The following is a 12,626-nucleotide window of genomic DNA, read 5'->3' as shown; positions in this document are numbered from 1 at the left end:
GAAGGGCGCCTCAGTGCCAGAGGGCCAGCCAGATTCCCGCCACCGCCGCAGCGCTCAGGGTGCAGAGCAGATTGACGCCGTCGTTGTCGAGGGCCGTCCAACCGCGCCACGGCGTGGTGGGCGTACCGCAGCGGTGGGGATTCTGTTCCGTGGCTTCGCGGCAGTGCGCGCACCAGCGTTCGGTCTGCAACCAGGCGCCGAGCAGGGAATCCGTCATCGCGCCCAGGCTGGCCGCGACGGCGACCGTTGCCCACGCGGTGCCCGGCACGAGTCCCACGGCCGCGGCCACTGCCGCGTAGCCGAGGGCACCGCACAGGAGTGCTGCTGTGCCGGCCCACGACACGGCGCCGGAGGTGCCGGGCGGGACCGGCTTCCCCGTGCGCAGCGAACGCGGTGTGGCGCCGAGCCAGGTGCCAATCTCGGTGGCCAGTGTGTCGGCGCCCGCAGCAGCCAGTGCCGACGCCGCCATGATGGCGGCCGCCGGACCGACGACGGGGTGTGGGCCGCCTTCAGCGGCCTGCCACAGCGCCCACGCGGCGAGCGCCGCGAACACGGCGCCATTGGCCAGCACCTGCCAGGCGTCGCGCGCCTCACGCTGCGGCAGCACCGAGGCCGTGCGCTGTCGTTTCACGTGGACTCCGAGGCGGGACAGCAGCGAGGCGCTCACGAACCACAGCACCAGATAGGCGCCCCATGGCGCGCCGGCCAGCATCGCCAGACTGCCGACGAGCGTGGCGGCCAGTGCCCCGCCGCGGGTCAGACTGCCGGCGCGGTGGGCCGCCAGCGCAATGCCGCCGGCCAGACCGACAGCAATGACGAAGGAAAGGCCAATGGCCGGCGGAGATGCGGATTGCATGGCTGCCACTATGCTTGCCACCTATGACCAACCCACCGCCGGCCTACTGTACGGGGCCCAGCCACCGGGGCCCGCAGACCGGGGCCCACTGCGCGTCATCCCGCGAGCAACTTGTGCATGCGCGCGCGGAACTCGTCGCGCATGGGTTCGTCACTCTGCTCCGCATGACGGCGCAGCGCCTCACGCATGGCGCGGAGCTGGGCGGCCACCCTCGAGCAGGGGGCGCAGTGCAGCAAATGCGACTGCATCAGCAAGGCCAGCGCCTGCTGGCCCTCTTCGGCCTTCAATTCGCCGTCCACATGCGCGTGCAGATGCTGCCGCACTGCCTGACAGGCAGTGGGGTCGGCGGCGCGGTCGGTAGTGAGTGGCGGTCTGGGCATGCTGGGGGCGGAAGCGGTGCATACGGCGCGACGCGCGTCCTCCTGCAACGCTGGCGGATGGACACCCGCAGCGCAAGCACCTGGGTCGGACAAATCGCCCGACACGGGTTGTGGCCCCGCCGCTTGAATGGGTGACCGGGGACACATTAGCATCCCTTGTTCATGGGTACTGTCTCCGTTTCTCCGGATAGCCGCGCCGCGCTCCCTGCCGACGGCACTTTGCCGCTCAGCGGACGCCCGCTCGACGCGCGGCTGCCATTGGCGTTGCTGGAGGCGGTCAAGGCCATCGATACGCCGGCCGCCGAGCTCGATGCGGACTTCGTGCACGAGCTGCGCAACAAGCGCCTGGGTCTCAGCGAAACCGTGCTGCAGCAGATCCGCCGCTACGGCGACGCGGTGCGTGGCAAGCAGCGCATCGGCTACGACGAGGTGCTGGCCCTCGCGCGGCTGATTGGGCGTCGTCCCGATGCGGACCTGGCCTTCCGTGAAGCGGGCCGTCGTTGGGCGCGGGCCTTTGTCGATACGGTGAGTGGCGTGCGTCGCGGGGCGGCGCGTGGACTGCCGTCCATCATGGCGCGTCCCATTGCCCTTGGTGCGCTGCGCCGCCTGGCCCGTCGACACATGGATGGCACGCTGCTGCGTCAGGGCAGTACGTTGCAGCTCGAAGTGGCGGCGCCGGTTTCTGCCGACGCGGCCCCGCGTGGTGTGGGCTGCCTGTTGTACGAGGCGGCCTTTCGCGAAGCGCTGGTGCTGCTCGCCGACGCCGATGGGGCGGTGGAGCATGTGGCCTGTCGCGCGCGCGGTGACGATCGCTGTCAGTGGCGCACCGACTGGCGTCGTCGCTGATTCGTCGCTGATTCGTCGCCTGACGCGTCGCCGGACGCATCGCTTCAGGCGGCGCTGGACTTTCTCCTATCCTGGTGTGTGTCATGCTGACGCCTGAGCTGCTGCCGCGGCTGCAGCGCCTGCTCGTCGACGCGGATCTCGACGGCTGGCTGTTGTACGACTTTCGCGGCACGAACGCCATTGCGGCGGGCCTGTTGGGCTTTGAAGGACTCTGTTCGCGGCGCGTGTTTGCTTTCATTCCGCGCGAGGGCACGCCCATCGGCATCGCGCACGCCATCGAACCAGGCCCCTGGGCACGCTGGCCGGCTGCGTGGCCGCTGCGTACCTACACCGGCTGGCGCGCCCTCGAGTCGGAAGTGCGCGCGCTGGTGAGTGGCAAGCGCGTGGCCATGGAGTACTCACCCGGCGACGCCATTCCGTACCTCGATCGCATTCCCGCCGGTGTGCTCGAACTGGTGCGCGCGAGCGGCGCGACCGTGTTCAGCTCGGCCGAGCTGGTGTCGCAGATCTACGCCACGTGGACGCCCGCGCAGCGCGCGTCACACGAACGCGCTGCCGCACACATTGCGGCCATCGCACAGGACGCCATTCGTCATGCCGGTGCCATGGCGGCTGCCGGCACGCCAGCTGCTGAACATGAGCTGCAGCAGCGCATTCTCGATGCGTTTGCGCGCGCCGGTCTCGAAACCGATCACGGTCCCGATGTGGCCGCGTCGGAGAATGCGGCCAACCCGCACTACGCGCCATCGGCCGATACGCCGCGGCTCGTGCAGCGCGGCGACGTGCTGCTGGTGGACCTCTGGGCGCGTGAGACGGGCGGCGGTGTGTATGCCGACCAGACCTGGATGGCTTCCTTGGGTGAACCACGCGCCGAGGTGGTGCAGGTGTGGGAGGCGGTGCGTGATGCACGAGATGCCGCGCTGGAGTTGCTGACATCGCGCATTGCAGCCGGCGAGCCGGTGCGCGGCGGCGAAGCCGACGATGCGGCGCGTGCCGTCATTGAAGCGCGTGGCTATGGCCCGCATTTCTGGCACCGTACGGGGCACAGCATCGATGCGCGTGAACTGCATGGCTCGGGGCCGCAGATCGACAATCTCGAATCGCGCGACGATCGTCTGCTCATTCCGGGCGTGGGCTTCTCCATCGAGCCGGGCGTGTATCTGCCGGGCGCGTTCGGTGTGCGCAGTGAGGTGAACGCGTTCGTGGGCGACGACGCCCTGCTCATCACCCCGGGGACGCCGCAGCGCGATCTGTTCATCGTCTGATGGGGGCTGGACGCAGGGCAGGAGCCACCGGCACCGCGCAGGCGGCGGCGTGGCTGGTGGTCGCGGCGACAGCGACACTCGCCGCCTGTGGCGGAAGCGGAGGCGACGACGCGTCCGGGCGTCTGACCGTGGTGGACGTGCAGGGGGTGGAGGCCACGGCCGCGCAGAAGGGGCCGGCGACGTCGGCCACCCTCGCGCGCAGTGCCGGTGGACCCGACGGACTGCGCTACCAGGTCAAGGTCATTCCTACGCCGGGCGTGATTCTGGGTGAGTTGCGCGGTGGCACGCCCTTCGACACCAGCGTGGTACCCACGCGCGACAGCACGGTGTGCCGTCCGCACACGGAAACGCTGGTGCCCAGTCGGGACGGCGGGGTGGGGCAGGCCATCGTCTGGCTGGTGGGGGTGCCGGCGGGGCCGCGCGACGATGGGTCACGCCGCGTGCATCTGACGCTCGACGGCTGTCGTCTGTCGCCGCGGGTGCAGCGTGTGGCGGCGGGCGCCACGGTGCTCGTGCACGGCAACGACGCGATGATGTCGAGGCTGCAGCTGGTGCCGCTGGGAGAGCGCGGCAGTCGCAGCACCATCTTGCTCACGGATGCCGGACAGGTGGTGCCCAGCGACGAGGCCTTCCGCGAGCCCGCGCTGCTCGAGGTGCGCGACGACCTGCATCCCTGGGTGCGCGCTTTCATTGCCGTGGCGCCGCATCCCTTTGTGGCGGTGACGGACGCGGACGGGGACTTCCGCTTCGATGGCGTGCCGCCGGGGCGCTACACGCTCGTGGTGTGGCACGAGCGGCTGGGCACGCAGCGCAAGACGGTGAAGGTGGAAGGGGGAGTGCAGGTGAGGGTGCGCGTGGAACTTTGAGCTGCAAACTGCAAACTGCGATAGCCGGATTCGGCAGCCGTAGGTCAGCAGCCGCAGGGCGGAAGCCTCAGGACAGGAATCGCCATCGGGGAACTCCACGTCGCGTTGAGGCTTCTGCCGTCCTGGCTTCTGTCCTACGGCTTCCGACGTACCGCTACCGCAGTTTGCAGTTAAAGAGAGTGCAGCCTCGCGTACAGCCCATCCTGCTGCGCCAGCAGCTCCTCGTGCGGCCCCTCTTCCACCACGACGCCCTCGTCGAGCACCACCACGCGGTCGGCGCGGCGCACGGTGCTCAGTCGATGCGCAATGAGCAGCGTCGTGCGTCCCTCGAGCAACTCCTCGAGAGCCTGCTCCACGTAGCGCTCGCTTTCCGTGTCGAGACTCGAGGTGGCTTCGTCGAGAATCACCACCGCCGGGTCCTTGAGAAACACACGGGCAATCGCAATACGCTGGCGCTGGCCACCTGACAGCTTCACGCCGCGCTCGCCCACCCGTGTGGCAAAACCGTCGGGCAGTCGTTCAATGAATTCGAGCGCATGGGCGGCGCTGGCCGCGCGGCGCACCTCCTCGTCGCTGGCGTCGGGCCGCGCATAGGCGATGTTGTCGCGAATGCTGCCGCTGAACAGCACCGGCTCCTGCGGCACAATGCCTATGGCGCCGCGCAGGGTGTCGAACGACAGCTCGCGGATGTCCACGCCGTCGAGGGTAATGCGGCCACCGGTCACGTCCCAGAAACGCGGCAAGAGGCCGGCCAGCGTCGTCTTGCCAGCGCCCGACCGTCCAACCAATGCCACCACTTCACCCGGTGCGAGTGCCAGCGAAATGCCGCGCACACTTTCCGGATAGTCGGGCTGATAGCGGAAACGCACGTCTTCAAACGTCACCGCGCCACGCACCGGCAGCGGCAAGGCCACAGGATGCGTGGGCTCCTGCACCGTGGGTTCGGTGTCCAGCAATTCGAACACGCGCGTGGCCGCACCGGCGGCTTCCTGGAAGTTGCCGAACAGTGTGGCGAGTGAGCCAACCGCTGCCGCCACAAAGAGTGCGTAGAACAGAAAGGCCACCAGCGTGCCCGCCGTGAGGCCACCCTCCAACACCTGCTGCCCGCCCTGCCAGAGCACGGCTACCACCGCGCCGAAGGCCACAAAGCCCACCACGCTGAAGAACAGCGCGCGGGTCTGCGCGCGCGACACGGCCACTTCCACGAGATCGCGGAGCAGATGCGCAAAGCGCTGCGTCTCGTGCGCTTCACGGGTGAAGCTCTGCACCGTGCGAATGGCGCCAAACGCTTCGTCGGCCGTGCCCATGGCTTCGGCCACGCGGTCCTGCACCGTCGTGCTGGCCTTGCGCAGCGCGCGCCCGAACGTGAGCGCCGCGCCCACCACCAGCGGCACCACCGCCAGCGTGGTGAGCGTGAGCGTGGGGTTGGACACGAACAGCATGATCACGCCGCCCACTAGGAACAGCACCTGGCGCGACAACTCCGACACCCAGGTGGACAGCAGCGATTGCAACAGGCCGAGGTCGCTGCTCAGACGGCTCGTAAGCTCGCCGGTGCGTCGGTCAGTGAAGAACGACGGCGAGAGGCGAATGAGATGCGCGAAGGTGCGCTCGCGCAGCGTGGCCACAATGCGTTCCACACTGCTGCTGAGCAGAAACACCTGCACATAGTTGGCCACCGCCTGCACCGCAAACACGCCCAGCAGGCCCAGCGCAATGCGATCGAGTGCCTCCGCGTCGCGCTGTTCGAAGGCCGCATCGAGCAGATAGCGCAGCACACCGGGGAACACGAGGCCCGCCGCGGCCGCCACCACGAGAAACACGAAGGCCACCGCCAGTCGCGCCCGGTAGGGCCGCAAGAGCGGCAGCAGGCGAGCCAGCGCCCGTGGCGAGGGCCGCGCAGCGCGTGGGGTGGAGGGATCGGTCGCCGGGGCCACCGACGGACTCGCCGGCGGCGTCGCCAGCGGATGCGCCGATCGGCGTGCCGTCAACGCTGCAGCGCCCGGTCGACGCCCATGGCCACGAACAGCAGCGCGAGATAGAGCAGCGAGTACTTGTACACCCACCACGCCTGCCCCGTCCAGCTCTCGCCGCGCTGCGCTGCGCGCAGCACGCGCCACACGCCCCAGAAGAGCAGACCGCCAAGCACCACGGCGCTCAGCAGGTACAGCCAGCCGAATGCGCCATAGAGCACCGGCAACACCGTCAGCGCCAGCAGAATGACCGTGTACCACACCATCTGGTGCATGGTCTCGCGCTCACCCCAGACCAACGGCGCCATGGGCACACCGGCGCGGCTGTAGTCCACCTGCTTGAGCAGCGCGAGCGCCCAGAAGTGCGGCGGGGTCCAGTAGAACACAATGAGAAAGAGACAGAGCGCCGTCACGTCGAGCGTGCCCGTCACCGCCGCCCAACCCACAAGCGGCGGAAACGCACCCGCCGCGCCGCCGATCACGATGTTCTGCGGCGAGGTGCGCTTGAGCAGCCGCGTGTAGATGAACACGTAGAAGTAGAAGCCGGCCAGCGCGAGACCCGCCGACAGCACGTTCACGAAGTGCGCCAGCAGCCAGGTGGCCAGCGTGGCGCAGAACACGCCGAAAGCCAGCACCTGAATGGGTGACATGCGTCCCGAGGGAATCGGACGCAGGCGCGTGCGCGCCATCACGTCATCGATGTCGCGATCGATGTACATGTTGACCGCATTGGCGCCGCCCGCCATGAGGTAGCCGCCCACCATCACCAGCAGCACGGTCCAGATCGACGGTGACCCCGCTGCGTACATGGGCGCCGCTGTCGTCACCAGCAGCAGCGAAATGATGCGCGGCTTGGTGAGGGCGACCAGGTCGCGGGAGAGCGGCGTTTCGGCCGCCGGTGTTGCGGGCGTCGTCATGTGACGTCGAGCCAGGGACGCACGAGCCGGTGCGTCACGGAGTGGTCGGAAGAGCCAGGGCGCGCCAGGCACCCAGGAACAGGGCCACCAATCCGACCACCGGCAGGATGACCTGCACCACCTCAGCCCAGCGACGCGGGGCGGGCACCGCACTGCTCGTGGGCGCCGCCGGCAAGGTGCGGAAAACCGCCCGCACGATAAACACCTGCGCCACGACACAGGCGGCCACCAGCACCCAGAACAGTGCGTTAAGGAGCCCGGCAGGCAGCAGGGGATTCAGAGAACCAGACATGATCCCGGAAAACTAGACGGCGACGACCGGTCTTTGCAGCGCTTGCCAAACACCCTGTGCCATGTTTCGCGGCCGCCGGCCCCTTGTGGAGATGCCAAGCCGTGCGCCGGGCACTAGCATTGCGCGTATGGCCTCTTCCCCCCCTTCCAGCGCGCCCGCCGAGCTCCCCCGCCAGCTCGGACTCTGGAGCGCCATTGCCGTTCTCGTCGGCACGACCATCGGCTCCGGCATCTTCCGCTCGCCAGCCGGCATTGCCGACAAGCTGCCCGGTCCCCTGCCGCTCATGGCCGTGTGGGCGGTGGGTGGCCTCTTTGCGCTCTGTGGCGCGCTCACGCTGGCCGAGCTGGCCGGCGCCATGCCGCGCACCGGCGGCTACTTCGTGTACATCCGCGAGGCCTGGGGGCGGCTCCCCGCCTTCCTGTACGGGTGGGCGGAGTTCACGCTCATTCGCGCCGCCGCGCTGGGCGGCATCTCGCTGACCTTTGCCCAGTATTTCCTGCGGGCGCTGGGCTTCGACCCCAGCATCGCGCCCTACGATGCCTATGCGCACTACGTGGCGGCGGCGGCGCTGGCCCTCATGGCCACCATCAACGTGGTGGGCCTCAAATGGGGCTCGCTCGTGCAGAACGTCACCACCGTGGCCAAGTACGGCGGCCTCGTCATCATCATTCTGCTGGCCTTTGCGCTGGGGCTGCCCAAGACCGGCGGCAACTTCACGCCGGCGGCGCCGGCGGGCTCCTTCTCGGTGTCGGCCTTCGGCCTCGCGCTGGTGAGCGTGCTCTGGGCCTTCGACGGTTGGGGCGATCTGGCCAAGGTGTCGGGCGAAGTGGCCGACCCGCGCCGCACCCTGCCGCGGGCCATCGTGCTTGGCACGCTGGCCATCATTGCCATCTATCTGCTGGCCAATCTGGCCTATCTGTCGGTGCTCACGGTGGATGAAATGCGCCGCGCGCCGCTCGTGGCGGCCGACGTGGCCCAGCGCCTCATCGGGCCGGTGGGCGTGACGCTGGTGTCGCTCACGGTGCTCATCTCCACCTTCGGCTCGGTGAACGGCTCGCTGCTCACGGGCCCACGCATCTTTTTTGCCATGGCCGATGACGGGCTGTTCTTCCGTCAGGTGGCGGCGGTGCACCCGACCTTCAAGACGCCGTATGTGGCCATCATCATGACGGGCATCCTGGGGGTCACATTCGTGCTGCTGCGCAGCTTCGAGCAGCTGGCCGACATCTTCGTGACTGCCTCGCTCGTGTTCTACGTGCTCAGCATCGGGGCCATCTTCAAGCTGCGCCGCCGTCCCGACTGGAATCCGCCGGTGCGCACCCCCCTCTACCCGCTGGTGCCCGCCCTTTTCTGTCTGGCCGTGCTGTTCCTCCTGGGCAACGCGCTCATGGACAGCGCGCAGCGCATCCCCACCCTCGGGGTGTTTGGCGTCATCCTCCTGGGCGTGCCGGTCTACTACCTCACGGTGGGACGACGCTCCGCGTAGCAGAGCGCGGCCCCTTTATCGACCAAATCAAGCGGGGGGCGGCCATGACTGGCCGCCCCCCGCTTTTCTCAGTTTCTCGCGCCGTCCGGAACGGTGCGGCTCAGTTGAAGATGTAGCGCAGGCCAAGCTGCATGCGCCACACATCACCGGTTAGTGCCGTCTTTTCAAACGTCTCCGTCAACAGATCGCTGTTGGAGACATTGCGGAACCGGTAAAGCGGGCGGCCCTGAGCATCTGCGCCGCGAGACACGAGCGGGCGCCCGTTCGCCACAAAGCGATACCCCTGGCCCCAATTCTCGTTCAGCAGGTTGCCGACGTTCAGGATATCGAGGCGAACCTGAATCGTGTTCCGCTTGCCGGCCACGTTGCGAAAGATGTCCTGCGTAATGCTCAGGTCCGCGTTGTAGGCAATGGGGCCAAACACCGCGTTTCGCTCCACGTAGCTGCCGCGATTGTTGCGGAGGTAGTCGTCCTGCTGAATGAACGCCTCGAATGCGGCGACCTGCTCCTGCACCGTAAACGTGCGGCCGCCGGTGCCTGTGGTGGCGTACTGCTCGAAGTTCATCTCCGACGCATCGCGCGGGATGTACATCAAGTCGTTCAGCGTACCACCGTCGCCGTTCAGGTCACCGTCGACAACGAAGCTGCCCACTCCCGAAGTGCGTCCCTCGAAGAACAGGGAAACGCCGGTCTTTCCAACGTTGAAGTACTGCTTTTCGTACGTCAGCGCGGTGAAGAAGCGATGTCCCGCCGTATTGCTGGAGAAACCAACGCCCGGATTGTTGGGGTCGCGCGAGTGCGGATTGCCGTTCCATGAGCCGAAAGCGACAGAGCCCGGATCTACGGTGTTCTTGGCAATGCCGTAGCTGTACGCGGTCTTGGCATAGAAGCCGGAGGAGAACGACCGCTCGAGTGCGAAGGCTGCGTTCCAAGCGTAACCGACGTCCTGATTCTTCAGCACGACCGCGTTGGACACATTGCAGTTGATGCGGATCTGTGTGCCTGCGGCCGGACAGGAGTCGCTGTATCGCGGGCGCGCGTCGGCTCCATTGAAGGTTGACGTCGGCGCCGGCTGGTTGGCGTTGATGTAGTAGATGCCGTTCACGTCCTTGCTGTACAGGAACTCCGCCGTTCCCGTAAGCTTCCACGGCAACTTGCGATCGACGGCGATGTTCGAACGCCAAATCTGCGGGAACTTGAAGTCCGGGTTCGTCAGCGCCAGCTCATACTGCGAAGCTGGAGCACCCGTGACGTTGCTCGGCTTGTAGGCATCAGGGTTGGGGTTCCAAGGACGACTGGTGGTGTTGTCCACAGATTCGAATCCTGTGAGCACACCGGTATTGCCGATCTGATTCGAGATCCAGACATACGCCGGTCGCCCCGTGAAGATGCCGGAACCACCGCGTACCTGTGTCTTTTGGTCTCCGCTTGCGTCCCAGTTGAAGCCGAACCGGGGACTCCACAGGAGGTTGGCGTCCGGCAGTTTGGCGGTCTGGTACTGAACGGTCGCTCCATTCTCGTCGCGGAAGTTGAGCGCGTCCGCCGCCGGGTTCTCAAACCCGGTGTCGCCAAAGCGCGGAACATCGACGCGCAGGCCATAAGTGAGACGCAGATTGTCGCGGACGCGCCATTCGTCCTGCGCGTACAGTCCGCCGTACAGGACCTCGAGTGGCTGCACCGGCTTGGTCTGACCGGGGATATTCGAGTACCGCACCTGGAAGCGACGCAGGGAAACGGGAGACGTCGTCCGGTTGGGATTGGTCAGGAAGCCGCGGGCGTCCGTGTAGAAATCCTCGAGGGAATTGTACACGTACGAACTTTGAGACCCGGGGAAGAACACGTTCTCCGACTCGTAACGCTCGAGTGTCGCGCCGAACGTGAAGTCGTGCTTGTCGCGGGATACCGTGAGGTTGTTCTGGATCTGGAAGCTGTTGTACCGCAGCTCGTTGTTCGGCGTGAAGGGCTCATAGCCGAACGACGTGTACGCCGAGCCATCACGGAGAATGTCCACAAACGGGAAGAACGATCCACCACGCACCGCGCGGCTCTCGTCCTGTGACGTGAAGCCGACGATCAGGTTGTTGGCCACCCGGTCGCCAAGCAGCGAGTTCCACTCGCCAACGAGGCTTCGGATGTTCTCCTTGATCTGATAGTTCGAGTTCTGGTAACTCAGGAAGGTGTTGTTGTTGGCTCTCCCGAACCCCAGCGAACTCGACGTGGACAGCGGCACATCCGTGTCGGAGTTCAGCATCGTGTAGCGTAGGCTGAACTTGTTGCGGTCATTCAGGTTGTAGTCGAGGCGCGTGAGGAAACGCAAGGACGGCGTTTCGAACTGATAACCCGAATAGGGGCCGGTCTCGTAGTCGAAGTTTTCGCGGAGAAACGAACTCAACTGGTCGAGATCAGATTGCAGGACTCGCGTGGTGTTGCCGGTAACGGGCTGTCCGCCGGTATTGGCGGTACGCAGGATGCCCGGACGCTGGTCGTTGTCCTGTTCGAAACTCGTGAAGAAGAACAGCTTGTCCTTGATGAGCGGGCCGCCAAGGCGAGCGCCAATCTGCGCAAAGTCGAACGTGCCCGGATTGAACGGCGTGGCACCAGCCTGCGTGCCGACAAGATCCTGGTTGCGAGTCAGATAGTACAGCGAACCGGAGAACTCGTTGGTGCCGGACTTGGTGACGGTATTGACACCGGCGCCCACAAAGTTGCCCTGCCGGACATCGTACGGCGCAACGTTCACCTGAATCTGTTCGATGGCATCGATCGAAATGGGCGCCACGTTCGTTCGATCACCGGGCTGTCCGCCGAGGCCGAACGAGTTGTTGAAGTAGGACCCGTCGACCGTGATGTTGTTCAGCCGATTGTCCGCACCGCCAAAGGTGCCGCCGCGACCGGCCTGCGGGGTAAGGCGGGTAAAGTCATCAATGCGGCGCGAGATCGTCGGAAGACTGGTCAGCACTTGCTGGCTGACCTGTGTGGCCGCGCCGGTGCGGGTGGTGGCGATCGCGTTGGCGTCGGCCTGTGTCGTTACCGTCTGGAGCTGAACGGCAGCCGAGGCCAACCGGAAAGACAGATCGCTCGCAACGCCAAGGGCAAGCGAAATGTTGTCCTGCGTCTGCTTCGCATAACCAATCGCGGTGGCAGACACGGAGTACGGACCGCCCACGCGCATGCCGATAATGGCGAAGCGGCCATCTGCTCGCGTTGCTGTCGCGTAGCGCGTTCCGGAGGGCTGATGGACGGCTTCGATGCGGACATTCTCGACGGGACGACCGGCCGAGTCGGCTACGCTGCCACGAATGCTTGAGGTGGTCACCTGCGCTTGGAGAGGTCGGCCTAAGAACACAGCCGGAACGGACGCGGCCAGCGCGATCCACGTGAGGAACGCGCGCTTGACGCCGTTGTGCATAAACGCTCCTGGGTCTGGCGAGAGGGAACTACTCTGTTCGAACGGTCCCGGCAGACGCGCCGGGACAGGAGGGGAACAACGCCCTCAATTGTAACGGTTCCAGCCCATGGCGGTGATCCCCCGCGCCACGAGGACGAACCGCCGTTACCAAGCCGTTTCGCGTATTGGTATGCTGCGTCCGAGCTGCCCAAACGCCCATTCCGGTAAACAGAATATCCATTCTGCAGATTCAATCGCAGTACGCGGAGCTACAGATCCAGAGCCGAGGACTCTCGTTAGGACCTGACGCCCGGCTGGCTGGATCGCAGTCGTCCCCGACCCCGACCCCGACCCCGA

General features: G+C 66.4%; 10 protein-coding genes. 4 read left to right on the top strand and 6 right to left on the bottom strand.

The features are described from left to right. Nucleotides 1–10: 10 nt before the first annotated feature. The gene (locus B2747_RS18260; protein WP_291164389.1) at nt 11–856 is read right to left on the bottom strand and encodes a DUF92 domain-containing protein; all 846 of its coding nucleotides are present in this window, start codon (nt 854–856) and stop codon (nt 11–13) included. A gap of 95 nt (nt 857–951) precedes the next feature. Continuing rightward, nucleotides 952–1,236, bottom strand: coding sequence for an anti-sigma factor family protein (locus B2747_RS18255; protein WP_291164386.1), 285 nt, complete (start codon nt 1,234–1,236; stop codon nt 952–954). 162 nt (nt 1,237–1,398) lie between these two features. Here B2747_RS18255 and B2747_RS18250 point away from each other — a divergent pair, with 162 nt between their 5' ends. The 3 genes from B2747_RS18250 to B2747_RS18240 all read left to right on the top strand — a co-directional run bounded on the left by B2747_RS18250 (nt 1,399) and on the right by B2747_RS18240 (nt 4,213). After that, entirely contained in the window at nt 1,399–2,082 is a 684-nt protein-coding gene (locus B2747_RS18250; protein WP_291164383.1) for a hypothetical protein, read from the top strand. A gap of 83 nt (nt 2,083–2,165) precedes the next feature. Then, on the top strand, nt 2,166–3,347 hold the full coding sequence (locus B2747_RS18245; RefSeq protein ID WP_291164380.1) for a M24 family metallopeptidase: 1,182 nt from the start codon (nt 2,166–2,168) through the stop codon (nt 3,345–3,347). Beyond that, a complete protein-coding gene (locus B2747_RS18240; RefSeq protein WP_291164377.1) occupies nt 3,347–4,213 on the top strand; it encodes a carboxypeptidase-like regulatory domain-containing protein in 867 nt (288 codons plus the stop codon). The genes B2747_RS18245 and B2747_RS18240 overlap by 1 nt, the downstream gene beginning before the upstream one ends. A gap of 170 nt (nt 4,214–4,383) precedes the next feature. Here the strand turns inward: B2747_RS18240 and B2747_RS18235 are convergent, their stop codons facing one another. Genes B2747_RS18235 through B2747_RS18225 form a run of 3 tightly spaced genes read right to left on the bottom strand, consistent with a single transcriptional unit; the run spans nt 4,384 to nt 7,395 of the window. Then, nucleotides 4,384–6,204 (bottom strand): ABC transporter ATP-binding protein, encoded by a 1,821-nt coding sequence (locus tag B2747_RS18235; RefSeq protein WP_291164375.1) that lies wholly within the window; start codon nt 6,202–6,204, stop codon nt 4,384–4,386. Continuing rightward, complete coding sequence (locus B2747_RS18230; protein WP_291164372.1) at nt 6,201–7,103, bottom strand: heme o synthase; 903 nt, start codon at nt 7,101–7,103, stop codon at nt 6,201–6,203. Before B2747_RS18230 ends, B2747_RS18235 begins: the two co-directional genes overlap by 4 nt. A 34-nt stretch (nt 7,104–7,137) precedes the next feature. After that, nucleotides 7,138–7,395 carry a hypothetical protein gene (locus tag B2747_RS18225; protein WP_291164369.1) on the bottom strand — a complete coding sequence of 86 codons (258 nt, stop codon included), beginning with the start codon at nt 7,393–7,395 and terminating at the stop codon, nt 7,138–7,140. 127 nt (nt 7,396–7,522) lie between these two features. Between B2747_RS18225 and B2747_RS18220 the strand changes: the two genes are divergently transcribed. Then, nucleotides 7,523–8,881, top strand: coding sequence for an amino acid permease (locus tag B2747_RS18220; protein ID WP_291164366.1), 1,359 nt, complete (start codon nt 7,523–7,525; stop codon nt 8,879–8,881). 100 nt (nt 8,882–8,981) lie between these two features. On the opposite strand, the gene B2747_RS18215 is transcribed toward B2747_RS18220, so the two are convergent. Next, nucleotides 8,982–12,197 (bottom strand): TonB-dependent receptor, encoded by a 3,216-nt coding sequence (locus tag B2747_RS18215; protein WP_291164363.1) that lies wholly within the window; start codon nt 12,195–12,197, stop codon nt 8,982–8,984. Between the last annotated feature and the right edge of the window lie 429 nt (nt 12,198–12,626).

Source organism: Gemmatimonas sp. UBA7669 (assembly GCF_002483225.1).
Lineage (GTDB): Bacteria > Gemmatimonadota > Gemmatimonadetes > Gemmatimonadales > Gemmatimonadaceae > Gemmatimonas.
The sequence above is the reverse complement of the archived record's forward strand: the minus strand, read 5'-3'. Positions and strand labels throughout refer to the sequence as shown.

What these genes read in the sequence shown, in the direction of transcription:
- B2747_RS18260 (WP_291164389.1), bottom strand. Translation starts at nt 856, where the DNA reads ATGCAATCCGCATCTCCGCCGGCCATTGGCCTTTCCTTCGTCATTGCT.
- B2747_RS18255 (WP_291164386.1), bottom strand. Translation starts at nt 1,236, where the DNA reads ATGCCCAGACCGCCACTCACTACCGACCGCGCCGCCGACCCCACTGCC.
- B2747_RS18250 (WP_291164383.1), top strand. Translation starts at nt 1,399, where the DNA reads ATGGGTACTGTCTCCGTTTCTCCGGATAGCCGCGCCGCGCTCCCTGCC.
- B2747_RS18245 (WP_291164380.1), top strand. Translation starts at nt 2,166, where the DNA reads ATGCTGACGCCTGAGCTGCTGCCGCGGCTGCAGCGCCTGCTCGTCGAC.
- B2747_RS18240 (WP_291164377.1), top strand. Translation starts at nt 3,347, where the DNA reads ATGGGGGCTGGACGCAGGGCAGGAGCCACCGGCACCGCGCAGGCGGCG.
- B2747_RS18230 (WP_291164372.1), bottom strand. Translation starts at nt 7,103, where the DNA reads ATGACGACGCCCGCAACACCGGCGGCCGAAACGCCGCTCTCCCGCGAC.
- B2747_RS18225 (WP_291164369.1), bottom strand. Translation starts at nt 7,395, where the DNA reads ATGTCTGGTTCTCTGAATCCCCTGCTGCCTGCCGGGCTCCTTAACGCA.
- B2747_RS18220 (WP_291164366.1), top strand. Translation starts at nt 7,523, where the DNA reads ATGGCCTCTTCCCCCCCTTCCAGCGCGCCCGCCGAGCTCCCCCGCCAG.